The organism is Mucilaginibacter sp. 22184, assembly GCF_052045695.1.
In the GTDB taxonomy this organism is placed as follows: Bacteria; Bacteroidota; Bacteroidia; order Sphingobacteriales; family Sphingobacteriaceae; genus Mucilaginibacter.
The window spans coordinates 387,396-411,192 of sequence record NZ_JBQEPI010000008.1; the positions used below are offsets into that span (position 1 = coordinate 387,396).

19 protein-coding genes and 1 tRNA gene are annotated in these 23,797 nt (G+C 43.6%); 5 read left to right on the top strand and 15 right to left on the bottom strand.

Annotated elements, in window-relative coordinates; all coding sequences use genetic code 11:
• Window positions 1-54: 54 nt before the first annotated feature.
• From ACTJKG_RS19640 to ACTJKG_RS19660, 5 genes are all read right to left on the bottom strand, one after another.
• Entirely contained in the window at window positions 55-1,041 is a 987-nt protein-coding gene (locus ACTJKG_RS19640; RefSeq protein ID WP_440740193.1) for an NAD(P)H-quinone oxidoreductase, read from the bottom strand.
• A gap of 189 nt (window positions 1,042-1,230) precedes the next feature.
• On the bottom strand, window positions 1,231-2,850 hold the full coding sequence (locus ACTJKG_RS19645; RefSeq protein ID WP_440740194.1) for a SusD/RagB family nutrient-binding outer membrane lipoprotein: 1,620 nt from the start codon (window positions 2,848-2,850) through the stop codon (window positions 1,231-1,233).
• 11 nt (window positions 2,851-2,861) lie between these two features.
• Window positions 2,862-6,185 carry a SusC/RagA family TonB-linked outer membrane protein gene (locus ACTJKG_RS19650; RefSeq protein ID WP_440740195.1) on the bottom strand — a complete coding sequence of 1,108 codons (3,324 nt, stop codon included), beginning with the start codon at window positions 6,183-6,185 and terminating at the stop codon, window positions 2,862-2,864.
• A 572-nt stretch (window positions 6,186-6,757) separates the two neighbouring features.
• Window positions 6,758-7,654, bottom strand: coding sequence for an SDR family oxidoreductase (locus ACTJKG_RS19655; RefSeq protein ID WP_440740196.1), 897 nt, complete (start codon window positions 7,652-7,654; stop codon window positions 6,758-6,760).
• Between the two features lie 310 nt (window positions 7,655-7,964).
• The gene (locus tag ACTJKG_RS19660) at window positions 7,965-8,708 is read right to left on the bottom strand and encodes an SDR family oxidoreductase (protein WP_172338066.1); all 744 of its coding nucleotides are present in this window, start codon (window positions 8,706-8,708) and stop codon (window positions 7,965-7,967) included.
• A gap of 147 nt (window positions 8,709-8,855) precedes the next feature.
• On the opposite strand from ACTJKG_RS19660, the gene ACTJKG_RS19665 reads away from it, so the two are divergent.
• On the top strand, window positions 8,856-9,167 hold the full coding sequence (locus ACTJKG_RS19665) for a winged helix-turn-helix transcriptional regulator (protein ID WP_440740197.1): 312 nt from the start codon (window positions 8,856-8,858) through the stop codon (window positions 9,165-9,167).
• 44 nt (window positions 9,168-9,211) lie between these two features.
• Here ACTJKG_RS19665 and ACTJKG_RS19670 read toward each other — a convergent pair whose 3' ends face one another.
• The 3 genes from ACTJKG_RS19670 to bla all read right to left on the bottom strand — a co-directional run bounded on the left by ACTJKG_RS19670 (window position 9,212) and on the right by bla (window position 13,176).
• Complete coding sequence (locus ACTJKG_RS19670) at window positions 9,212-9,790, bottom strand: Crp/Fnr family transcriptional regulator (RefSeq protein WP_172338064.1); 579 nt, start codon at window positions 9,788-9,790, stop codon at window positions 9,212-9,214.
• A 174-nt stretch (window positions 9,791-9,964) separates the two neighbouring features.
• Entirely contained in the window at window positions 9,965-12,358 is a 2,394-nt protein-coding gene (locus tag ACTJKG_RS19675) for an ABC transporter permease (RefSeq protein WP_440740198.1), read from the bottom strand.
• Between the two features lie 80 nt (window positions 12,359-12,438).
• Complete coding sequence (gene bla / locus ACTJKG_RS19680; protein ID WP_440740199.1) at window positions 12,439-13,176, bottom strand: subclass B1 metallo-beta-lactamase; 738 nt, start codon at window positions 13,174-13,176, stop codon at window positions 12,439-12,441.
• Window positions 13,177-13,264: 88 nt separating this feature from the next.
• On the opposite strand from bla, the gene ACTJKG_RS19685 reads away from it, so the two are divergent.
• The 4 genes from ACTJKG_RS19685 (at window position 13,265) to obgE (ending at window position 15,666) form a co-directional block, all read left to right on the top strand.
• Complete coding sequence (locus ACTJKG_RS19685) at window positions 13,265-13,726, top strand: redoxin domain-containing protein (RefSeq protein WP_172338061.1); 462 nt, start codon at window positions 13,265-13,267, stop codon at window positions 13,724-13,726.
• 115 nt (window positions 13,727-13,841) lie between these two features.
• Window positions 13,842-13,915: transfer RNA gene (locus ACTJKG_RS19690), tRNA-Arg, on the top strand.
• Between the two features lie 54 nt (window positions 13,916-13,969).
• Window positions 13,970-14,542 (top strand): adenylate kinase, encoded by a 573-nt coding sequence (locus ACTJKG_RS19695; RefSeq protein ID WP_172338060.1) that lies wholly within the window; start codon window positions 13,970-13,972, stop codon window positions 14,540-14,542.
• Between the two features lie 119 nt (window positions 14,543-14,661).
• Window positions 14,662-15,666 (top strand): GTPase ObgE, encoded by a 1,005-nt coding sequence (gene obgE / locus ACTJKG_RS19700; RefSeq protein ID WP_172338059.1) that lies wholly within the window; start codon window positions 14,662-14,664, stop codon window positions 15,664-15,666.
• A 128-nt stretch (window positions 15,667-15,794) separates the two neighbouring features.
• Here the strand turns inward: obgE and ACTJKG_RS19705 are convergent, their stop codons facing one another.
• The 7 genes from ACTJKG_RS19705 to ACTJKG_RS19735 form a co-directional block, all read right to left on the bottom strand.
• Window positions 15,795-17,366, bottom strand: coding sequence for a hypothetical protein (locus tag ACTJKG_RS19705; RefSeq protein ID WP_440740200.1), 1,572 nt, complete (start codon window positions 17,364-17,366; stop codon window positions 15,795-15,797).
• Between the two features lie 8 nt (window positions 17,367-17,374).
• Entirely contained in the window at window positions 17,375-17,935 is a 561-nt protein-coding gene (locus tag ACTJKG_RS19710; protein WP_172338057.1) for a putative colanic acid biosynthesis acetyltransferase, read from the bottom strand.
• Window positions 17,936-18,052: 117 nt separating this feature from the next.
• On the bottom strand, window positions 18,053-19,471 hold the full coding sequence (gene xrtY / locus ACTJKG_RS19715; RefSeq protein WP_440740201.1) for an exosortase Y: 1,419 nt from the start codon (window positions 19,469-19,471) through the stop codon (window positions 18,053-18,055).
• Window positions 19,471-20,091, bottom strand: coding sequence for a class I SAM-dependent methyltransferase (locus ACTJKG_RS19720; RefSeq protein WP_172338055.1), 621 nt, complete (start codon window positions 20,089-20,091; stop codon window positions 19,471-19,473). The genes xrtY and ACTJKG_RS19720 overlap by 1 nt, the downstream gene beginning before the upstream one ends.
• Complete coding sequence (locus ACTJKG_RS19725) at window positions 20,078-21,226, bottom strand: XrtY-associated glycosyltransferase XYAG1 (protein WP_440740202.1); 1,149 nt, start codon at window positions 21,224-21,226, stop codon at window positions 20,078-20,080. Before ACTJKG_RS19725 ends, ACTJKG_RS19720 begins: the two co-directional genes overlap by 14 nt.
• Window positions 21,223-22,629: an exosortase Y-associated Wzy-like protein gene (locus tag ACTJKG_RS19730; RefSeq protein ID WP_440740203.1), complete on the bottom strand. Its 1,407-nt coding sequence runs from the start codon at window positions 22,627-22,629 to the stop codon at window positions 21,223-21,225. The genes ACTJKG_RS19725 and ACTJKG_RS19730 overlap by 4 nt, the downstream gene beginning before the upstream one ends.
• A complete protein-coding gene (locus ACTJKG_RS19735) occupies window positions 22,619-23,779 on the bottom strand; it encodes a glycosyltransferase family 4 protein (protein WP_440740204.1) in 1,161 nt (386 codons plus the stop codon). The genes ACTJKG_RS19730 and ACTJKG_RS19735 overlap by 11 nt, the downstream gene beginning before the upstream one ends.
• Between the last annotated feature and the right edge of the window lie 18 nt (window positions 23,780-23,797).

Below are 23,797 nucleotides of genomic sequence, written 5' to 3' on the forward strand. Positions count from 1 at the left end.
AATAGCAACGTCAACATTTTTGCATATATTTTCTGCACACCTGTTTTCAGGTTTTTAATCCGCAAAACTCAACACAATTTTCCCTGTGTGTTTGCTGCTTTCCATCAGCTCATGAGCTTGTGCTGCCTCTTCGGCTTTGAAAACTTTATAGATGACCGGTTTTATTTGGCCCGATGCCAGCAGCGGCCAGATATTTTTTTGCAGGTTTTGAGCGATGGCAGCTTTAAACGCCACGTCCCTTGCCCTTAGGGTAGAGCCGGTGATCACCAGCCGTTTCATCATCACCTGGGCCAGATCAACCTGGGCGTCTTTGCCTTTCATGGTATTGATCATCACCAGGCGGCCCTCCACAGTCAGCGATTGGATATTACCAGGAGTATAATCACCGCCTATCATATCCAGTATTACATCAACGCCTTTATCATTAGTGAGTTGTTTGATGACATCGGCAAAGCTTTCAGTTTTGTAGTTGATGGCTTTGGCAGCGCCCAATTGCTCGCAAAAGCGGCATTTTTCATCGGAGCCGGCGGTAACATATACCTGGTGACCCAGCGCTTTTGTCATTTGTATAGCTGTAACTCCTATGCCGCTTGAGCCACCGTGAACCAGCAAGGTTTCATTGCCCTTTAAATTCCCACGGTCAAATACATTACTCCAAACAGTAAAGAACGTTTCGGGCAGCGAGGCTGCTTCTATAAAGGAAAGCCCCTCTGGTACAGGCAGACATTGACCTTCCGGTGCGTTGCAGTATTCGGCATAGCCGCCTCCGGTTACCAGGGCGCAAACATTATCCCCAATTTTCCATTGGGTAACTTCCGTGCCGATTTCTACCACAGTGCCCGCTATTTCCAAACCGGGGATATCCTTTACCACGCCAGCCGGAGGAGGGTATTTACCCTCGCGTTGTTTTACATCGGGGCGGTTAACCCCGGCGGCCATCACTTTCACCAATACCTCATTGGTTCCGCAACCGGGTTTGGGCCTCTCGGCAATTTGCAAAACGGACGGAGCGCCGGGATGGGTGATAACAACTGCCTTCATTTTTCAATTATTGAATTATTGATTTTGAGAAAAGGTACATGATACCAAACGGTCGGTTTGGGGGTTCCTTTTTCTCTTAACTAAACAGCCCGTTTCTCTTTTTGTTGATGAGAAACGGGCTGCCGTGTATTGTAAATATACGGAAAAATTGTGGGAAGTTAAACGGCTATAAATATTTAAAATCCCAAACTATCTTCCGGTCCACCAAACAGGGGTGGTGTAGTTGTTATCTTTAATTACAGATGAAAAATTTGTATTGTTCGCGGCTTCACTTGCCGGGTAAGGGAACCTTTCCATTTGTTTCATGTTTTTTGGTGAACGAATTACCCTTGCACCTAATTCTTTAAACAAACGCCTGTTATCTGCCCACAATTCGTATTCATTTACCACATTAAAATGAACAAATCGTTGGTCGGAGATCAATCCCTTTTTTTCCTGGTCGCTTGCAGCTGTAAATTCAGCAACCTTGGCAGCCAGAAAAGCATCGATAACCGACTGATTAGGTTTAGCCGGTTGGGCGGCGGGTAGCAAGGACAAACTCGCGCCGCCCGGATTTAACTTGTTAATGGCGTAATAATAATCTATCGACTCCTGAATTGCCTTTTGATATTCGGTAGCGCCGTTGATGCCGAGATCGGGCCATCTTACCGCGGCTTCCGCCTTTATTAAATGCACCTCGGTAGAGGCGATGATCTGTTGCGGCATGGCAAAATTTGTTTCAAAAGTGGTGCGGTTGTACAGAGCCGGAAATGTTTTGGTAATATCCTGGGTGGTTACCAAATCGCTAATAAGCGCTACATCTGCTCCTTCTGTTGGCATAACAGAATAGTTGCCATTCATGTCGGGCTGAAACAATACCATTAAACGCGGATCGGTTGGCAACCCCGTTTTTTTCAATACCTCCATCATTTTTTGAGGCAAAAACAAAACACCTCTCTGCTCCAAAAAAGTTCTGTAGATAGCACCACTGCCATTATAGCCTCTTGCTGTCAGATTGGGGTCTAAATCAACTATGGTTATATCATCGGCGGCACTTTGTATATACGCACCATCAGCCAGCACGTCACTGATGGTTGATTTGGCCAGATCTGGTTCCACATTGGTTAAACGTAAAGCCAGGCGCATGCGCAAACTGTTGGCAAATACGCGCCACTTACTCATATTGCCTTTAAATAATACATCATACTGTTGAAAGGTTAGCGCAACTTGATCGGAGGTGCTTAGTTGATACCCTTTTAGTTTGCCCGAAATATCCTTCAGATCGGCTAACAAAGCTTCGTAAATTGCCTTTTGGCTGTCGAACTTAGGTGCGAATACCGCGTCCTGCACCTTCATGGCATCAACATACGGTACAGAACCGCATTTGTCTGTTAAATTGTAAAATATATAGTCTTTAACAATGCTGGTGGTCCATAAAAATGGCTGATAGCTGGTTTGCTGATCTGCAGGAAGCTGGTTCACATAAATGCTGACATCTCTTGCCGACCGCAGTTTTGAATACGCGCCAGTATAAGGGTCCGTTTGTATATTGATATTAGCGGGCAGGGAAACACTGTTTACACCGCCGGCGCTCAGCATCTGGTTAAAATATTCGCTCCAAACATGGTACCATTCGCCATAATCCAGCCTGAACAAGCCGCCTTGCTGCAATAAATTCGAAAAACTTCCCTCAATGGTTGGCTTTGTAAACCCATCGGGGTTATTATATTCTGCTGCCAATTGTTTTTTGCAGGAGAGGGTACTGCTTATGATAGTTAACAGGCAAATTACCATAAGGTAATTAAGGATGTTTTTATATGTTGTTTTCATGTGATGTAGTTTTAAAATGATGCCCTTAAAGTTGCGCCAAAGCTTCTTGTGCTTGGATCGGCACTGTTTTCGTAATACACATTGCTGGTGCCGCTAAATGATTCCGGATCAACGTTAGGCATGGTTTTATGTATATAGAACAGGTTATTGGCAAAAGCCGAAATAGAAAGCCTTTGTAACCTAAGCTTACGCGCCACGGCTGCGGGTAACTGGTAAGATAGTACTACGTTTCTTACCTTGATGTAATCGTTTTTATAGATAACATCGGGCTGTATGTCTATAAAACTTCTCCAATAGTAGGAGTATTTATCGGCTGCTGTAATGATGGTGTTATTGGGGGTGCCGTCTGTCTTTACACCAGGCAAAATAACGCCATCATGAAAAACTGTTCCATTAAATTTAGCGTTAGCCGGTACCGCGCCATTCGCCGGCACAAAAGCACCATCGCTGTTTACATAGTAAGCCAAACCGCCATGTGCCGCGTCGCGATACTGCAGGGTATTGGCTCCCGAGCCATTGCCCATCATATACATATTGGTTAATGAAAACATCCTGCTTCCAAACTGGTAATCCATATTAACCTGCAGCGAGAAGTTTTTATACCTGAAATTATTGATCAAACCACCGTTAATACTGGGCAAAACATTTCCGGCCTCTACTGTTTTGGTCTGATCGGTATAGTACAAACCATCATCACCTACCAGGCGTTGCCCGGTTTTAGGATCGGTGGCATAAGGGTGCACTAAGATAGTTCCCCATGGCCGGTTTACCGGAGCGGCTACAGTAGCGCCCTGGCTTGAACCTATTGAACCGGTAAGGGTTTGCACGGTAATGCCCGGGTATAATTTTTTTACCACCGGCCTGTCCTTGCTGGCATTTAGGGTAATATTCCATTGAAAATCTTTAGTAAGTACAGGGGTGCCGGTTAGTTGTACTTCTAAACCGTTGGATACTATTTTGCCCGCGTTTATTTTAAGCGCGTCGGCACCTGTTGAAGCGGCCATGGATACACCGATGATTGAATTATACCGGGTATTATGATAATAGTTAAATTCTAAACCTATTCTGTTCTTAAGGTATTTTGTTTCAATACCAATTTCCAGCTCTCTGCGTTTTTCGGGTTTCAGATCAACCGGGGCTAAACTGCCAGGAGCGCTAAAGGTAATTACTCCTCCGTAATTGCCAAGGGTATAGGTGTTGTTTCCGAAATAACGCGGCCCCGGTGTACCCAGATCGGCGAATGAGGAACGCAATTTACCGTAACTTAACCATGAAGGCATTTTTAATGCCTCAGAGAATATCCATGAGGCGCTTACACCCGGATAAAAATAGGAGTTATTTTGCGGGGGCAGAATAGAGGTCCAGTCGTTACGGCCCGAAAATTCCACAAATAACCAGTCTTTATAACCAATTTGTGCAGAACCCAGCGCGCCATAAAGGCGGTCAGAACCGCGCGACGATCCTGTAGTTAAATTTGTTGACAATGAATTTGTTAACGAGAAGAAATCGCGTACAACAAATCCGCCATTTGTTGCCAAAGAGCTATACCTGTTATTTGTGCGCTGGGCTACCCCGCCAAGGTTGGCATAAAAGCTAAAATCGTTGCCGAATTTTGTATTATAACTTAAAATAGCCTGGCCATTATAGCCTATATCCTTGGTGTCGGCCCTGGAATATATACCATGCAGAGATGCATCTGCAGATAAGAACAGCGGCGTTTCCACCTTGTTTTTATCCTCCTTGAATGTAGTTACCATATCAAAGCCACCCAATACATCCAAACTAAGGCCTTTAGCAAGATCAACAGAAACCGTAAGCGAATTGATATAGTGATTACGGGTAAGGTTGTGCGAATTTTGGGTTTGATCCCAGAAATATTTATCGGCCAAATCACTGCGGGTAGTACCACCGGGACTAAATAAGGAGGTACGATTATTTACATTAAACCAGTTGTAACCACTTGCCGGATCAACTATCTGGGTTTTGAGTAAACCTATATTCAGCTGCCTGGGCAAGCCATAAGTTACAAACGCGTTTTGGTTTTGGGCGGGTGAATTATGATTCAATGTGGCATTATAAGTACTTACCAGTTTTAACCTCACCCGGTTGGTAACCTTAACATTGGCGCTCAGGTTAAAATTGTTACTGGTTATCTTATAGCCTAAGAATATACCCTTATAGTCGTCATGTGTATAAGAAAAGCGTATGTTGGCATCAGGGCCGCCACCCGCTACCGCTATATTAGCAGAATTGGTGTAGCCATTTTGGTATATTTCATTGATATTGTTAGGCTGTGGAGAATAGGGGCGCATCACACCATCATACCACAATATCTGGCGTCCATCCATTTTGGGGCCAAAGTTATAGCCGGTAGGGGCATATGCCTGCTTTCCGTTTTTTAGATAAAAGCCTTCAGCATCCTGTTGAGTGCCATAATTGTATACCCCCCAGGGCACGGGGAAGCCAGACCCAAATTCGTTTTGAAACTTCTGCTGTACCCAGGGCCTGTTTACCGAAGATGTAAGATTGGCTTCCACCCCAAATCCGGGTTTGTTTTTACCACTTTTTGTAGTGATTAATATTACCCCGTTGCCGCCGGCAGCGCCATACAGTACAGAGGCCTTGGCACCTTTTAAAACATCGAAGGATTCAATGTCATCGATATTCAGGTCATTTAAACCAGTACCGGTACCGCGATCGATGCTTACATTGCCACCGCTTATAAATCCGCTGCCGCCTGAAATGCCATTCACCATCGGTATGCCATCGATAACAAATAAGGGCATGGTGTTAACCTGGTCATTCATAGATACGGCATTGCGTATACGTATGTTTATGCCACCACCCGGCCCTAAAGCAGTCCCGGTAACCTGTACGCCCGGCGCCTGGCCATAAAGTGAGGTAAACGCATTAATGGGCGAGCCTACATCCTGCAGCTTATCGGTGGTAATTCTGGTGGCAGCATAGCCCAGTGCCTTTTTTTCGCGCTTGATACCCAAGGCTGTCACCGTAACTTCGGTAAGGTCTGAGGATGATTTTTTTAAAGTAACCGCAACCGTGGTTTGGTTGCTTACATCAATTTCGGTTTTTGCAAAGCCAAGATAACTGAATACCAATAACGCCTGGGATGGTGTAATGGATACCGAAAAATGTCCGTTAACATCAGTTGATGTTAACGCGTTGCCGCCTTTTACAGAAACGGATACACCAGCGAGGTGATTGCCTTCCGGGTCATTTACGGTGCCCGTAACAGTTTTGCGTGTTTGGGCAAAACTGAGAGCTCCATAAAAGATAAAGAGCAAAGTGAACGCTAAACAAGTAAATTTTTTGATCATTTTGAATGGGTTTAAAAAATGTTAATAAAAAAATTATAATGTTGGCAAGACTTTATAAATATTTTATTAAGTTATGGAAACTTATTGATCGTAGACAAAAAAAATGTAATATTTTTAGTATAATGTAATATAATTAACTGTTTAACGTTTTAGCGGTTTCTAATAAGGAAAATCCTCCGTCTTAATTGGTGGATATTGGGGGGCAGAGGGAGAACAGGTTATTGTAAATGAAAATAACGACTGTTTATTTTGTGCTTAGGTCACAAGTGACCCCTTACCCACTGGACTACAACGCAAGACCTGCGCCAAGAAGGGGGCGTGATCTTAAGAAGAATTTAATGGAAATATTATCCCTGAAAAAAGAAGAAGGCTTTCCTATACCGAGATATTTAATTATTAATAAAGAAGGTAAGATTATTTCACCAGATGCCTCGCGGCCAAGTAATATGAAAGTGCTTTCATATTACTTGAATAAGCTACATTAGCTTATTTTTTTAAGAGAGGAGATAGCATCAAATTACATGGTCATGCTGCAGAGCGCAACATGACCATGTAATTTGATGCTGTCCTTTTCAGGATTTGAAATAAGTTCCCTGTTCCAGATCGGAAATAAGGGTGATGCCGTTTGGTTGCCAGCCTAGTTGCTCGCGGGTTTGGACGCTGGAAACCAGGTTGTCCATACCTGCAAAATGGCCGAACCAGCCAAAATGCTCATTGGCTTCTTCATGTGTTTTGCTCACAACAGGTACATTCAGTTGCCTGCCGATCACTCCTGCGATGTCGCGGAAGGGTACACCTTCTTCAGCAACTGCATGATACCTGGCACCTGCAGCTCCTTTTTCCAGAGCGAGCCGGTATAAGCGGGCTGCATCCAGGCGGTGTACAGCTGCCCATCGATTATGGCCCTCCCCCACATAAGCCGCAACCCCTTTTTCGCGGGCAATACCAATTAGCACCGGTACAAAGCCGTGGTCGCCATCGCCATGTACGGTAGGTGGCAGGCGTAATACTATGGTATGTACACCCTGGGCCGCTATGGCCATTGCGGCTTCTTCTGTAGCTACGCGGGGGAAAGATGAGGCATCGAAATTGGGTATAATATCTTCCGTAGCCTTTGGGTTGCCCCTAAGCAGTCCGGTGCCAGAGGTAATAATAAACGGACGATCGGATCCGCTAAGCACTGAGCCTATCGCCTGTATCACTTGCCTGTCTGTTTCACAGCTGGCTTTAAATTGGGTGAAATCATGAATAAAACCGGTATGGATCACGCCATCGGCCATGGCTGCCCCAGACCGTATACTTTCGAGATCGGTGAGATCACCGCGGTGCGCTTCGGCACCAGCAGCGATAAGGGCTTTTTCGCCCGCATCTGAACGCGTGAGGCCAAGTACCTGGTGCCCCGCGCTTAATAATTCCTGAACAACGGCCGAGCCTACAAAGCCCGTAGCGCCTGTTACAAATACACGCATGTTTTTTTGAATTAGATAAATAAAAATTAAATCGTTTTTAACGATTCAAAATTGGCCAATACCGCTCCGGGAAAAGAGGACATTTGACGCTGTTTTTATTTAGGTGATTTGCCGCTTCTGCGAATTTCCAACTCGTGGGTACTTGGCTTTAGCTTTCAGCCGAACAATCGGTGAAAGCTGGAAGCTTCAAACATGCATCCCACGAGATACGCTGCGCTAATTTCGCGGTAGCTGAAGAGGACAGATACAAAAACAGCAATTGCAGTAAAATATCGCAATTGCCGTTCTCTGTGTTTAGCTTATTGTTGAATTATTTTAGTCCGTAAGTAAGATAGCCGCCATCAGCTACCAGTTCCGTACCGGTAATAAAACTGGCATCGTCAGAAGCCAGGAACAATACTGTTTTTGCAATTTCATCGGGATCACCCAATCTTTGCATCGCTGTAGCGGCAGCTAAATGCGGCTTCGCTTCCGCGGGTACCGCGTACTCTAACCCTGGTGTTTGAACCGGGCCTGGACTAATAATATTTACGCGGATATTTCTTTCGGCCAATTCGTTTGCCGCGATATTGGCAATTTTGTTTAACGCGCCCTTGGTTGCCGAATAAACACTGGTTCCTGAATTTGAAGCGGTTGCTACCGTTGATGAAGTGAACACAACGGCCGATCCGTTTGCCAAATGCGGAATGAGCTTTTGTAACGTGAAGAAATGACCTTTCACATTGGTGTTAAATTGCGCGTCAAAATCTACTTCTGTTGCGTATTCAATCGGCGTAAATACCGCTATACCAGCGTTAAGGAAAAGAACATCTACTTTTTCTCCGTTTTCCGCGATCGCTTTTTCTAAGATTGAGATATCTGCCAAATTTGAAGTATCCGAAACTATTGTTTTCAACTTTGCACTGCTGATCTCTGTGGCTGCCTTTTGTAAATTTTCGGCATTCCTGCCTGTAATCCAAACGTTTGCCCCGGCGTTAATAAATGCTTTTGCGGTGGCTAATCCAATCCCTGTGGTTCCGCCTGTTATAACTACGTTTTTATTATTGAAATTCATGATTAAATTTTTTTATTGTTTACCATGCAAACATAGGATACTGAAGTTTATTTTGGTTACTTTGTAACAAAAAGTAACAGTAACATTAGGGTAACTAAGTAACTTATGGCTGACAACGTATGTCTTGTAGGACACAAAAAGGAAATCATGGCTGTGCACGATGCCATGGATGTATTGAGCGGAAAATGGAAAATCTCCATCATCTCATCCATTTGTTATTATAACGAAAGAAGGTTTTCTGATATATTGAATGATGTTCACGGTATATCAAACAAAATGCTGAGCAAGGAATTAAAGGAACTGGAAATGAATAAACTGATAAAACGGACTGTTTTAGATACTCAGCCTGTTACGGTTCAGTATAATTTAACCGAATACGGCAAAACCTTGCAAACTATCATTGATGACCTTGCGGATTGGGGGATAAAACATAGGAAGGCGATTACAGAAGATCTATAATAGAAGACCTGGGGTGCCGGGGTAGTATGCTTTTTTAGAAATTATTATCGTTTAAGCTGGGCGTGCCGCACACGGCTAAGGGTTTTGAGCGAAAGCCCGAGGTACGAGGCGATCATGTGCAGCGGCACACGTGCGAATACAGTAGGGTAGGTTTGTACAAACTCATCGTATTTTTCTTCGGGTGTGGCGCTGATGGCGCTAAAGATGCGATCGCGGCCTAAAGTTACGTTGCGGGAAATGAGCCGTTCGGTAAAATATTTTAAGCGGGGGATCTGCGCAAACAGGAGATTAAAATCATTTTTAGTCCAGAACATGATCTCGCTGTCTTCTACCACATCAATATAATAACGGGAGGGGGTATCATTATGCAAACTATCCGGCTCGGTAACCCAAAAATTTTCGGGCGAAAACTGAACGATATGTTCGGTGCCGTCTTCGCGGGTACGGTAGGTGCGTAACAGGCCCTTGCAAACGAATATTTTAAAACGGCATACTCCACCCTCCTGCAACAACACTTGTTTGCGGCGCACTTTTCTTTCATCGGCAAAGGAGTAGATTAGTCTGATCTCATCATCAGACAGTTGCATATTCTCCTTCAAGTAAATTTCAAATCCGGTGTGCATATAACTATCAAAAATAAGGAAAATATGAAAGTTGGTTGTATTGCTGTAAGAAAATCACTTTTGGATGATATGTTGCAAGGGGTTAGGCTAAGTGCTTTTAATATTTTTGTCTCCTCAGGGTCTCCTGAAAGAGATCATGAGGAGACTGGAAAGGTGCCTCTGACGATTGTATGCTTACTCGCTCCTTAAACTATCAACCGGGTTACTGCGTGCGGCTTTAAATGATTGTGAACTGATAGTAACAAAGGCAATAACCAACGCGCCCGCGGCTGCCGAAAGCAACATCCACCACTGGATATTTTGTCGGTAAGCATATCCCTGCAGCCATTTGTTCATGATGAGCCAGGCCAGCGGCGTAGCTATGATAATAGAGATGAAAACCAGCTTGATGAAATCTTTAGAAAGCATAGTTATTATGGTGGAAACGCCGGCACCCAATATTTTGCGTATGCCAATTTCCTTATTACGCTGCTCTGCTGCGTAGGCTGCCAGGCTAAATAAACCTAAGCAGGCTATAAAAACAGCCAGGGTAGTAAATGTCACAAAAAGGTTTCCCATGCGCTGCTCGGTTCGGTAAAGGGCGTCAAAATCGGCATCCATAAATGAATATTCAAAATGCTCATGCGGGGCTGTTGTTTTCCATGTAGCTTCTATCTGCGCTAACATCGCCGGTAGGTTATGCGTGTTTACGCGTACGCTTAAGCGGGCCAGCCAATCGTTTTCCATTACCATTACCAATGGTTCTACGTTATCGCGCAGCGAACTGAAATTGAAATCTTTTACCACGCCTATAACGATATATTTTTTCTTAACATCATTTCCTACACCTGTATAAAGTGATTGGTTGACAGGGTCGCCGTGATAGCCTAATATTTTGGCTGCTGTCTCATTAATAACTACCGCTGTGGAGTCTGTTTTAAACTGGGCAGAAAATCCACGCCCGCTTTTTAGCTCGATACCCATTGTGTTTAAATAATCCTCATCCACTTTCCAGAGTTGGGTAGATTGTCCGTTGTTTTGATCGGTAGATATAAAACCAATCGAACGGTAACCTCCAACAGGTAAATAGCTGGTTAACGTGGCATTCACAACACCCGGCAATTGTTTAATTTGCTGTTTAAACAGCTTGGTATTATTGAGGGTATTTACACTGTTAATGGTTAATACCTGGCTGCGCTTAAAGCCAAGATCCTTGTTTTGAATATAATGCAGCTGATTATAAATAACCAGCGTGCCGATGATGAGAAAAATGGATATAGAAAACTGGAAAACAACCAAGGTACTCCGGAGTGTGCCGCCTTTAAAACCGGCGGATAGTTTCCCCTTTAAAACATCAACCGGTTGAAATGCCGACAGGAAAAATGCCGGGTATGAACCTGCCAAAATACCAACGAATAGTACAATGATGAGTAAAGCGGGCAGTAACCAACTTAACGTTTGAGGTGTTATGCTTAATTCCTTATTTGAAAAATGATTGAAAAGCGGGAGCAAAGCCCAGGCAGTCAGCACAGCTATCAAGGCCGCCACGAAAGTTACTATTAATGATTCGGCTAAAAACTGGAAAACCAGGTGCCTGCGCGATGAACCCAACACCTTGCGCACCCCAACCTCGCGTGCCCGATTAGCGGAGCGGGCTGTAGAAAGGTTCATGAAATTGATACAGGCCAGCAGTAAAATAAATATCGCTACCGCCGAAAATATGTAGATGTGTTGTATGTTGCCGTTAATGCCAAGCTCTCCCTGCCGGTTCGATTGCAGGTGGATATCCTTTAGTGGTATTAAACTAAGCTTGAAATAATTGCTGCTCGATTTAAACTTTTTATAATCAAAATCGGTATGAACCAGGTTTCGATCCATTAAGGGATTAAGTTTTGCCTCAAAGCGTTTCTGATCGGTTCCGGGTTTGAGCAATATATAAGTTTTGAACGGACTGATGCTGTTCCAATTGCCTTTTCCAACAGGAAATGAAGCCAATAGGAAATTAATTTTAAAATGTGATTGCTGGGGCATATCGCGCATTACACCGGTTACTTTATGGTTACTGCTATCGGTAATCAGGAAAAGCGTTTCGCCTACCACATTGGTACGGTTAAAATATTTTTTAGCCATCGATTCGGTAATGACAACGGCATTCGGTTCTGTTAATGCTGTTTTAGGATTCCCGGAAAGCATGGGGAAGGTGAAAATATCAAAAATGCCGTTCTCGCAATAAAAAGTAGCTCCGTCTTCCCTCACAGTTTCATTTCCTTTCTTGAAACGGATGTTTACAGCGGGGGTTATCCGCACGGCCTTTTCAACTTCCGGAAACTCCCTCATCAGCGCGTCGGCAAGCGGGATAGGGCTTCCTGCAAAATATGATACAGTTCCGTTATACTTAAGATCGGTATTTACCCGGTATATGTTTTCACATTTGGTATTGTACCGGTCGTAACTTAATTCATCAACCACAAAAAATATAATAAGCAGGCAAATAGCCAAACCCAAGGCCAGACCAAGGATATTAATAAATGTAAAACCTTTGTTTTTTAAAAGGGTACGTACCGCAATTTTTAAATAATTCCTGATCATAGCGTGTAGGATTTTGATATCCTAAAGCTATAACTAAATGTTTAGTTAATCAAGAAATATTTTAAAAAACTATTAGATAGCTATAAAAACCAAGCCTGCTTTTGCTTCGCTATGTCAATAGTATGATCGAGCATCTGCATACCACCTTGCCAGCCCTGGTGACCAGGGATAACATATTTAACACCTCTGAATTTATTTTTTAAACGGGCTACTGATAAAGGCCATTCAGCAATATTACCATCGGCGGTGTAGCCCTTTTCGTTGGTATCCATGCTTTTGATGAGGCAGCCACCAAATAGTACTTTGGTTTGGGGTAGCCATATTACAATGTTGTCTTTGGTATGACCCTCGCCCGGGAAATAGGTTTGCACTTTTACGCCTCCAATAGTAAAAACGGTGTCTTTAGTAAAGGTAAACTCAGGCTGCTTGTCATTGTGTTGTTTGGCCAGCTGTTTAGTTAATACGTTGGTGTAGGTTTTGGTGCCACTCTTTCTTAATACATCGAGGCCAGCGGTACGGTCGGTGTGGAAATGAGTGGATATGCAAAGCGCTATTTTTTGATGATAGCGTTGTTGGATGGTATCTATCAGCTGCCGGGTCTGGTCTTCGTCCCAGGGGGTATCAATCAATACGATGCCTGCTGGTGTTACTATATACAAACCGTTGGCCGGGAATGGTGTCTTGTCATCGGGCAAACCATAGGAAATATATACATATACATTGCCTGTTAAGTGTCGCGTACTGACGTGGAAAGGCCTGGTTTGCGCTTTGACTAAATCGGATAAAAGCAGGAATAATGCAAACAATGTATATTTCATAGCTCAAAATTATATTAAACGAATTAATTACTATCCGATTACGAATAAAGCGGGTATTTTTTATTTATTTGTAGTAAAACAATTAACTATGACATTACAAGCAGGCCAGGCGGCACCTCAATTTACCCTGTTTTCAACCAATGTAGACGCGGTATCATTATCTGATTTTAAAGGCAAAAAAGTAGTCCTTCATTTCTTTCCTTTAGCTTTTACCGGAGTATGTACCACTCAGCTGTGTACCATGCGCGATAATTTTGGCTATTACGACGGATTGAACGCCGTGGTATTGGGCATATCTGTCGATTCGCCTTTTACCCTGGGTAAATTCAAGGCTGAGAACAATTACCAGTTTGATCTTTTGTCTGACTTTAATAAAGAGGTATCATCCGCTTATGGCGCTTTGTACGAAGAATTTGCACTGGGCCTGAAAGGCGTATCCAAACGCTCGGCCTTTGTAATCGACGAAGATCAGAATATTATCTATGCCGAAGTGTTGGAAGATGCTGGTCAGCTGCCCAATTTTGCAGCTATTGCCGAAATAGTAAAGTAGGTAGCAGGCAGCAGATCAGCTATTTGGCGGGTCAAAAAAAATAAATCAGAAAGATATTTTAAAAAAGTTTGCAACGGATAGCTAAAAGTTCTATTTTTGCAGTCCGTTTCAAAAGGCACTCGTAGCTCAATTGGATAGAGCATCTGACTACGGATCAGAAGGTTAGGGGTTCGACTCCCTTCGAGTGCACTAAACGTTAAGCCTTTCTGTGTTGTACCGAAAGGCTTTTAATTTATATAGAGCATGCTAAATCTGGTATTGTTTGGTCCTCCCGGAGCAGGGAAAGGGACTCAGTCGCAAAAGCTTATTGAAAAACACGGTTTGATACACCTTTCAACAGGCGACCTTCTACGCGGCGAAATTGCACAAGGAACAAAGCTTGGTTTAGAGGCAAAGAAACTGATGGATGAGGGGATGCTGGTTCCGGACGAGGTAGTTATAGGCATGATCAGCAATAAGCTGGATGCCAATAAGGATGCCGAGGGATTTATATTTGATGGCTTTCCGCGTACCGTAGCGCAGGCCGAAGCATTAGATGAGTTGCTAAGTTCAAAAGAATCTGCCATATCTGGCATGATAGCACTTGAAGTAAATGACGACGAGCTGGAGCACCGCCTTTTATTGCGTGGTAAAGATTCAGGTCGTGCTGATGACGCCAACCCCGAAGTTATCCGTAAACGCATCAAAGAGTATAACGATAAAACAGCGCCGGTTGCTAATTTTTATAAAAACCAGCACAAGTTTACCAGCATAAACGGTATAGGTTCAATTGACCAGATATATGGCGCGATTGATGCCGTTATCGAACAATATTAAGTAAAAAGACAGTCCGCAAGTCGGGTAAGTCAGTAAAGTCCGGAAGTTGAGAAAGTCAAAATTCTTAACCTTTCGGACTTTACTGACTTTCAGACTTCCCGGCTAAAAATTAAAATACAATGTCGCAGGGTTCCAATTTTGTTGATTATGTGAAAATCTGTTGCCGCTCTGGCCACGGAGGGGCGGGCTCTGCTCATTTACACCGTGATATATTAACATCCAAAGGGGGCCCGGATGGTGGCGATGGCGGTCGTGGTGGTCACGTGATCATCAAAGGCAATGCCCAGTTGTGGACAATGCTGCACCTCAAATATCGTAAACACGTCATAGCCGGCGACGGCGATTCGGGCGGCAGCTCCCTACGTACCGGCAAAACCGGGCGCGACGAGATACTGGAAGTACCCCTGGGCACAACCGTAAAAAATGCCGAAACGGGTGAGGTCATCTTTGAGATAACCCAGGATGGCGAAACAAAAATATTAACACCCGGTGGTCGCGGTGGTTTAGGCAACTGGCACTTTAAAACCGCTACTCAGCAAACCCCCCGCTTTGCCCAACCCGGTGAAGATGGCAGGGAAGAGTGGAATATCCTGGAACTGAAAATACTGGCCGATGTAGGTTTAGTAGGTTTCCCTAATGCAGGTAAATCAACCCTGCTTTCGGTAGTGTCTGCCGCCAAGCCCGAAATTGCCGACTATGCCTTTACTACCCTGGTGCCCAACCTGGGCATCGTATCGTACCGTAATAACCGCTCCTTTGTAATGGCCGATATCCCAGGAATTATTGAAGGGGCATCACAAGGCAAAGGTTTAGGTTTTAGGTTCCTGAGGCATATCGAACGTAACTCGGTGCTGTTGTTTATGGTACCTGCCGATACTAACCGCACCATTAAAGAAGAATACGAAATATTACTGAATGAGCTGCAGCAATACAACGCCGAGCTGATGCATAAACCCCGTGTTTTAGCCGTTACCAAAATGGACATGCTCGATGATGAGCTGCAGGCCGAAATGAAAAAAGAACTCCCAGAGGGCGTTCCTTCTTTATTTATATCCTCTGTAGCGCAAAAGAACCTCACCGAACTGAAAGACCTGCTTTGGGCAGAGATCAATAAGGGCGCTTAGAGATAAGAACCAAGAAATTAAGAGTCAAGAATCAAGATCAGAAATGTTTTCTACTGTGTAACACAAGTTGCGCTTTATCCTGATTCTTATTTCTTGGTTCTTGACTCTCTTATCTCTTGCTTCTCTTTTTACTTCGCTGAATACAGCACATAATCCTTACTCAACATATCCATTTTAAAGTCTGTATAATCCGGGAAACATTTGAGCATGATGTCTGATCTTTTGCCTGCATAGCTTGCGGGGAGCAGGATAAATAGTGGTCCGGCGTGGCCGCGATGCACGTAGCTCTCGTCCTCAATATCGCTGTCTGTGTCAAGAGGATTTAAAGTAATAAAACGGTTATGGTTGATCTCCAACCCCAGATCAGGACTGGTAAATACAAAAATGGCGTTGTTGTTCTTTTTGTCGAGATCCGTAATGTAGTTCAGTGATGGCTGATCAATAAACATTTGGGCCAACCCCGATGTACCCCTGGCATTTACGTTTTTGTTTTGCAGGTAGCCCGGTACAAAATAGGTAAAGCTAAAAAAGGCGATCATCATACAAAGAAAACCAAATGCAGCCTTGTAAAATATACTGCTCTGGCCTACTAAATAAACCACACCCGGTATAATTAACAGGCCAATTAAGCGCAGGTGCCTGGCTTCGTAAGATATGTACGCTTGTTTTAAAAAGTTATAGCCAAAAAACAATGTGGCAACGGCATAAAAAACCATAAGCATTAAGGCGTATTTTTTATCCGGCACTTTACGCACTATCCGTATAACCAACAAAACACTTAATATCGCAGTCAATACCACAGTGAATACCGACCAAAAATGGCTTAGCAAAGGTGCATCATCATGATATATCAAGCCGCCCACGATATCATCAACAGAAAAACCGGCCAATATAGGTGAGGCTAGTGGGAAGCTGAAGGTTTCCCAGGCCAGTTTGATGCCACCGGCACCCGAGGCGGGTGTACCGCCTTTGGATAGGTAAAACTTGTATATTGTAACCAATGACAGCACAGCTGGTATACCTATCCAGAACCCTTTTTTTACCCACCCCCAAAAACTGGTTTGACCGGAGGATAAGGTGATCCATAAATAAACGCAGCCTGCTCCGTATACCCATAAAAACGATGATTTGCAGCAAAAGCCAATCCAGCCCGAAAGTATCAGGAATACAACTATTTTCCATCCTGGTTTATCAATAGCCGCGCAACCATACAGAAACCATCCGGCGAAGCCGAAAAGCAGGATCTCGCCGCCATTATAAAAAATATAGGGTACTATAAAGGCTTGCTGGCAAGCAATAACCAATACACTTACAGCCGCCACAAGCGGTGTAAATCCCACTTTTTTAAAAAGCAGGTAAAAGCCAGCCAAACCCGACAGGCTGAACAAGATAACAGTAACCGCGGCAGCCTTACCGGTATTGATGCCTAAAAGCAATTTAAAAACGTAAGGAAAAAGATATTGACCCGGTGACCACCAAGCCAAAAACTCGGCGGAGTTTTTAGCTACATCGGCCGGATCGGGTTTTATGGCCATGTTAAAGCCGCCACCCATTTGCATGGCGCGCAGCACCTGGAAACCCCAACAGGAATCCGGAAAAATAGACGTGGGATACAGGTATATCATGATACCCAGGATAAGTACCAGGATACCCAGGGCAGCTAAAATAATTTGGTGGATGTGAGACTTTTGCACTGACATAAATGAGCTTAGGTTTGATGTGTAATAATACGGTCGCGGATCTTGACGGCTGGATTACCCTGGTAAACGCTGTAGGCATCGAGGTTTTGGGTAGCTACGGAGCCGCTGGTTAGTACGGCATGGCTGGCAACGGTTATCCCCAGGTTTACTATGGCGCCGGCACCTATCCAGGCTCCATCTTCTATAATAAGTGGTTTGGTTATCAGGTTAAAACTTGTTTTTTTATAATCGTGACTGCCGGTGAGCAACACCACCCCCTGCGAAAGGCATGCGTGGCTGCCGATGCTGACGCCGACAAGATTATCTATCCATACCTTTTCGCCTATCCAGCTTTGATCACCAACACGCAGGTGCCAGGGATATTTGATATTAACACATGGTTTAATGGTTACATTTTTGCCCACCTTCGCGCCAAATAGCCGTAGCAGAAACACCTTGAACCCATTGATGGGCACCAGGCTGGTTTTAAAGAATAGTGCATTCACATAAAACCATAATAACCTTTTTACAGCATTGCCACCCGGATGAAAAGGCGAATTGTTATAAGTAGACAGGTCGGTTTTATGCATACGTTTTGATAAGAGAGTTAAGAATCAAGAGTCAAGAAAAAGTACCTTGCACTTGTTTATAATTTCAATAAAGGAATAAGTTTTTTTAGATCATTTGTTTCGCCTTTATCTTGACCCTTAACTCCTGGTTCTTGACTCTTGATTCTTAACTCTTGGCTCTCTTTTTACCCAAAAGTAAAGACTGATCAAAATCAATAAATAGATAACAATATTAAAAATAGTATGATGATCAAATATCCCGTTTGTTTTTTTACTCCAAAACAAGGCTAACAGCACAAACCTGATAATGTTTAAAAACTGGATACCAAATAATCCCAGGATCAAAAACAGGAGTTTGGATTTTAACTGTTTGGGATAAGCGATCACAAAGGCCGAAAAAAAGCTCATTACCCCCAGCCCCAGGCAATCATAGGCTAAGCGGATAGAGCCTTTGCCTGCTACTAACAGATCAAGTTGATTATAAATCACATCAAACCCCATTACCCTAAGTACAAAGGCACTGCCCGATAGTAAAAGGGAGCGCAAAGCCTGTATGTAATTTAAATATGTGGCTAAAAAAGCATTATAATGATTGCCATGACTGGTTAAACCCAGGAACAGGATATTGAAATAATAAAATAACAGAAATAGGATGATAAACTTTAAAGCGAATTTTATAGGGGAGATCTGATCACCGGCGGACCTTTTTTTATTGGAGCTAAGTATTTCATCAATTTTTACATCAATAATAAGCCGGAACCAGAATCCCTGTAAAAAATGAAATATGATACCCGTACGCCCGTCCAGTACCCCCAACTGAAAAGTCATGCGGTAACCAAAGTACAACCATGGGCGTAAATATCTTGGTAATTGCCACCATAAGCGCTTAAGCCAGGCGGTACGTTCATCGGGCGAGCCCAACAGGTTTGGTTTAATGGTTTGATGCCTGAGGTTTTGCATGCGTTCTACCTCTTCGCGCGCCGCCAGGTCACTGTAACGGTTATGTTTATCTATCCAAAAGCTGATATTGTTTTCTTTCAGATTTTCCTCTAAAATATGGCCGCTTTTCCAAACTGTGGTTTTGCCCGGAACGATGAAACGGTGGTCCATCCCCTCATTCAGGTCGGAGTACCCAACCTTATACCTGAACATTTTGAGCAGATAGATAGGGTAGTATCCTCCATGTTTTATCCAGCGGCCCTTGAAAAAATTTTTCCGGTTAAAGTAGATGCCGTCAATATCCCGGTATTCTGCATCATTAAAATTCAGGAGCAGCTCTTTTAGCTCCGGGGTAACTATCTGGTCGGCATCAAAGCAAATAACCCAGGGGGTTTGTATATCAAAGCTCTTTAACGCATGGTCCCATTGTTTGGGATGGTTTTCAAAGGGGTGCTGTTGTATAACCGCCCCGGCTTGTTGCGCTATTTGGATGGTTTGATCGGTACTGCCCGAGTCCAGTATAAAAACAGGCGCGCTCAGTGGAGTTATCGACTCCAGTAAACGGGGTAAATGCAGGTCCTCGTTATAAGTAAGTATGATGATCGAATACGGAACCATCAATTCAATTTAGCTTTTATCAACATTGATTTCCATAAATAAGGCCAGCGTCCGTTACCTTTAAACGAAGTAACGGTAAAACCGGCATTTGACAATGCCTGGCTCAGTGTTTTTTTTGACCATAATTTAATATGCCCGCCCAGCCAGAGCGGATCCATGTGGCTGTCCCATTTGTTAAAAATACTGAGCACCAGGTTTTTTAAATAACCATGATATGGGGTTGATACCACTAACTCTCCGCCTTCTTTAAGCTGTTTTTTGCAGAACAGGATAAACGCCTCGGGATTGTACAAATGTTCAATAACCTCGGTAGTGATAATGATATCAAAAGGTATGTTTTGTAATGGCTCTGGTAAATTATCCGAGGACAGGTCTTGCACAAAAAAGCGATCCGGATTTTTTTGTCTGGCAATGTCTATACCTTGTGCAGAGGCGTCGGTTCCGTAAGCATTATAGCCTTGCTCAATTAAATAGTTCACCAGGTAACCATTACCGCATCCCAGATCAAGTATGTTACGATGCCGCGATTGATCGAGCATGCCAAGCAGGTCGTGGATCTGATAGCTTAAGTTATGCGTTGGTTGGTCGTGATGATAGCCATAGTCGTTATAATCGGCCATGGTTAATGATGTTGGTATACATGTTCAGGTATTGGTTGATCAGGTTGTTTTTATCAAAATCGGCTGCAATTATTGATGGGGCCGCTGCCCGGATACGGGTTAACTCAGCCCGTTGCCTGTTGATCAGATTCAACTGCCTGGCAAACGCGCGGCTGTTAGGTTCACATTGCCAGCCCAGGCTTTTTTCAACTACATATGTTGATAGCCCTACAAATTCGCTTAACAAAACGGCTGTTCCCTGGCTTAAGCTCTCAATAACCACGTTTCCAAAATTTTCATCGTAAGAGGGTAATACCAGCAAATTGTTTCCTTTTAAAAGCTCAAACTTGTTTTCGTTTTGAAAGCCCAGCCAGTTTATGCTTTGCTCGTGACCATTGCTTTTGGCCAATTTTTTCAATTCAGCTATATATCTGCTGTCGCCATCACCGGCTATGGTTAATGTAAAGGGGAAGGTTAAATAAGGTAAGGCGTTGATCAATATATCCAATCCTTTTTTTTCTTCTATCCGCGAAAGGAAAATTAATTTGAATACGGATCCCTGATGGTTGCTATCAGTAGCACGATTGATCAAAGGTAGCTTAACCAGGTTGGCAATATTAAAAATACTTTTGGGCCGAACCAGGCTCAGCATCGCTTCCTGTTCTCTCTGGGTAGTTACATGACAGTACGAGCGTTTGAACAGTGGTTTGGTAAACAGATGATGAATGGTTTTTTTAATGCCCTTGTTTTTGTTTTGAAAGGAATAAGGGCTTAATGTTCCCCTGGCCGAGATCACAACGGGCACCCTGCGCCACACAGCTATGAGACAGGACAAAACCGAAACCAAATTCCACCAGGCCTGGATGTGCACCACATCATATTGTTTAACATTTTGCCAAACGGATTTTAACAAGGCCGGTGAAAAATGGGTATGATCTTTAGTGATCCGCTTAAAATAGATAACTGTAACACCATCTACAGTTACCGCTTTATTGGGCGCTACCGGCAACTCAAGGGTTCCGTTAGCGGTTGTGGTATATACCATGATGTCGAAGCCTGCTGTAACCAGTTGTTGGCATAACATGGATACCGACATGGTGGGGCCGCCGTAAATAAGCGCGGGTTTGTATGAAGCCGAGATCTGTAAAATTTTCAAGCCTTTTGCAGGATATGGGTTGCCGTAAGTATTTTATGAATGATGAGCATGGTAATATAACTCCAGAAAACGCTGTTGATCAAAAACTCAAAACTAAGCCCGCGCCACATGATCTGGAATAGGCCGCTGAAAATAAGCGCGGTACCCAGGATATAGCCTCCAAAAAGCTTTTCGGCCTGTAAAGCGATGAGCTGAGCAACGGCCCCGTAGACAAACAAACATAAAATGATACCCAAAGCTCCGCCCGAAAGATAAGCGTCGACTATAAACGCGGGTTTTGCCGATACATTGGAGAAACGGTTAATAACCCCGGCGTTGTAAACGCGTTCCATGATCATTTCTTCGGTAATGGGTTTTGTAGGCCAGAATATACGGGGGATGATGGCGGTTCCCGATTGTTTAAGCAGCGTTAAACCATAATAATCAACCTGTTTAGGGGTTGATTGTACAAAATGTGTAAACATATCTATTTCGCTTAAGCGGTTTACCAAAAACGACCAGTTGGAGTCATCATCATCCGGATCGCTGTTTAGGGTAGCATCCAATGCCAGCTGACTGGCTTCGGTGGCGTTGCTGTTACCCGACCATGCATTTTGCCTGAAAACACGGTTATAAGTAGGTAAAAGAATAAATAGCAACAGCAGTAAAGGGATAAAAGTAAAGGTGACTGCTTTTTTATAACTTGAGTACAAAAATATTCCTAGCACCATTACGCTTATAATAATCGGTTCTTTAAACCCAGATAGGAGCGATTGATAAAAGTTAAAACAATAAAAACCAAGACAAATAAGGGTGTTGCCTACTTTTTTTAGCGGAATGGCAAATGCCAGCGCCAGCGTGCCCGCGATAAAGCTAAGCGAGTTAAACTGATTATAGAATTGCGACAAGCCCGGCACTTTTAAAAACAAAATAGATACCGGGAAACTGACAACAGCAAATAACATGAGCAAATTGGCCAGCTTTTGCGTATCTACCTGGTAAATTTTTTTAACAGGATACTGCATAAATACCAGTATACCTAAAACCATAGCGGCATGGCCCAGGCAATAATAGCGCTGGCATTGCGCGGTGAGCAGCAGCTTTTCATGATCAACCAGAATATAGCCTGGTTTTACAAAGTTCTCATAACCCATTACATCCATAAAATAAAAAATGGAAGTACAGGCCATGTATCCGGCAAAAATGATCTGCACTAAAAAGATGGGGCGCATTAACTGGCCTGCTATGCTTCTGTCGGCTGGGAGGGGTTTTACCCAACCGCTTAATGTGAGCCAGAATATCAGGAACGAACCCAGCCAGGCGATAAGATAGGAAAGCACCGGATCGCCTTTTAATAAAAAGGAGAGTCCCCAGGGTAAAAATAATACGATAAACCGCTCCAACGGAGCCTGATTAGTTCGCATGGTTGTGCTTTAGTGTATTTACAATGGCGGCTACTTGTTTGTCGAAATTCCAGTCGCCTATTTTAATTTGGGCATTGGCTCCTAAAGTTTTCAACCGGGATTTGTCTTTCAAAAGTGCGCCGAGTTTTTGGGTAATATCAGATAAATTTTCCGGATCAAAAATATCACCAGTAATTTCCGGAGTGATCAGATCGGCCGCGCACCCCACTTTGTTAGATACTAACACGGGCACTCCGGCAGCCATGGCTTCATTAACGGCGAGGCCCCAGGTTTCACCCGGACCTTTGGATGGCAGGCAAAAAAGATCGGCAGCCTGATAAATTGCAGGCATATAGGATTGATTTTGAAAATCCATAAAGTGGATACGCCTGTTGATGCTGGCCCTTGTTTTTAAAGGTATTTCCAAAATACCACCCCCTACCAATAATAAGTGTACGGTTGGTTTATTTAATGCCAGAAAAGCATCGATCAATAATTGTGGTGACTTTTTGTCTTCAAATTTACCCGCGAAAAGTACCAGGGTATCATCTTCTGGGATGCCCAACTTTTGCCGTAGGCTTAAAGCTTCTTTATGTCTGTCGATGCCAAATCTTCCGTTATCTATCGAGTGCGGGGCAAAGGTTAGCTGTTGGTCTGTCAATCCATATTTTTTAAAATAGGTTTTATTATTGGCGCCCACATAAAAAGCATGATCGATATAGCGATAAACCCATTTTAAGAAAATGGATCTTAGAAACGCACGGATGCCGGGTTTTATATCGAGCAGGGTAGAGTCGCCCCTGAAATATATGGGTAGTTTATGATGGTAATAACGAATAGCTTTTAAGTGACTGTGATAAGCCCAGCCATATACCAGTAAGGCATCGGGCTGCCATTGATTGATCTGATCGATCAATCCCGGATTGACAATACCATTGCGGTGATGCGAGCCCGGATCTGATGCCGTGTTGCTTACCCATTCAAAATCATACCCCTGTAATAACGGGATATCCCAATCGACTTTTTGGCCGAACCCGGGATCAAACTTTTCCATAGCTTTTTCGCCCCAGGTATAAAACACCCTGACCTCCATACCCGGGCTTTCGGCCAGCAATTTAAAAACCGGGGCGTAATATTGTACCGGGTGGGTAGTTATAATGGCTAAGCGCATAGTTTGTTAAGAGGCAAG

Coding starts and splice junctions, on each gene's coding strand:
- ACTJKG_RS19645 (WP_440740194.1), bottom strand. CDS start 2,850: ATGAAAACAACATATAAAAACATCCTTAATTACCTTATGGTAATTTGC.
- ACTJKG_RS19675 (WP_440740198.1), bottom strand. CDS start 12,358: ATGATCAGGAATTATTTAAAAATTGCGGTACGTACCCTTTTAAAAAAC.
- bla (WP_440740199.1), bottom strand. CDS start 13,176: ATGAAATATACATTGTTTGCATTATTCCTGCTTTTATCCGATTTAGTC.
- ACTJKG_RS19730 (WP_440740203.1), bottom strand. CDS start 22,629: ATGCGAACTAATCAGGCTCCGTTGGAGCGGTTTATCGTATTATTTTTA.
- ACTJKG_RS19685 (WP_172338061.1), top strand. CDS start 13,265: ATGACATTACAAGCAGGCCAGGCGGCACCTCAATTTACCCTGTTTTCA.
- ACTJKG_RS19665 (WP_440740197.1), top strand. CDS start 8,856: ATGGCTGTGCACGATGCCATGGATGTATTGAGCGGAAAATGGAAAATC.
- ACTJKG_RS19650 (WP_440740195.1), bottom strand. CDS start 6,185: ATGATCAAAAAATTTACTTGTTTAGCGTTCACTTTGCTCTTTATCTTT.
- ACTJKG_RS19695 (WP_172338060.1), top strand. CDS start 13,970: ATGCTAAATCTGGTATTGTTTGGTCCTCCCGGAGCAGGGAAAGGGACT.
- obgE (WP_172338059.1), top strand. CDS start 14,662: ATGTCGCAGGGTTCCAATTTTGTTGATTATGTGAAAATCTGTTGCCGC.
- ACTJKG_RS19735 (WP_440740204.1), bottom strand. CDS start 23,779: ATGCGCTTAGCCATTATAACTACCCACCCGGTACAATATTACGCCCCG.
- ACTJKG_RS19720 (WP_172338055.1), bottom strand. CDS start 20,091: ATGGCCGATTATAACGACTATGGCTATCATCACGACCAACCAACGCAT.
- ACTJKG_RS19710 (WP_172338057.1), bottom strand. CDS start 17,935: ATGCATAAAACCGACCTGTCTACTTATAACAATTCGCCTTTTCATCCG.
- ACTJKG_RS19660 (WP_172338066.1), bottom strand. CDS start 8,708: ATGAATTTCAATAATAAAAACGTAGTTATAACAGGCGGAACCACAGGG.
- ACTJKG_RS19670 (WP_172338064.1), bottom strand. CDS start 9,790: ATGCACACCGGATTTGAAATTTACTTGAAGGAGAATATGCAACTGTCT.
- ACTJKG_RS19705 (WP_440740200.1), bottom strand. CDS start 17,366: ATGTCAGTGCAAAAGTCTCACATCCACCAAATTATTTTAGCTGCCCTG.
- ACTJKG_RS19640 (WP_440740193.1), bottom strand. CDS start 1,041: ATGAAGGCAGTTGTTATCACCCATCCCGGCGCTCCGTCCGTTTTGCAA.
- ACTJKG_RS19655 (WP_440740196.1), bottom strand. CDS start 7,654: ATGCGTGTATTTGTAACAGGCGCTACGGGCTTTGTAGGCTCGGCCGTT.
- xrtY (WP_440740201.1), bottom strand. CDS start 19,471: ATGGTTCCGTATTCGATCATCATACTTACTTATAACGAGGACCTGCAT.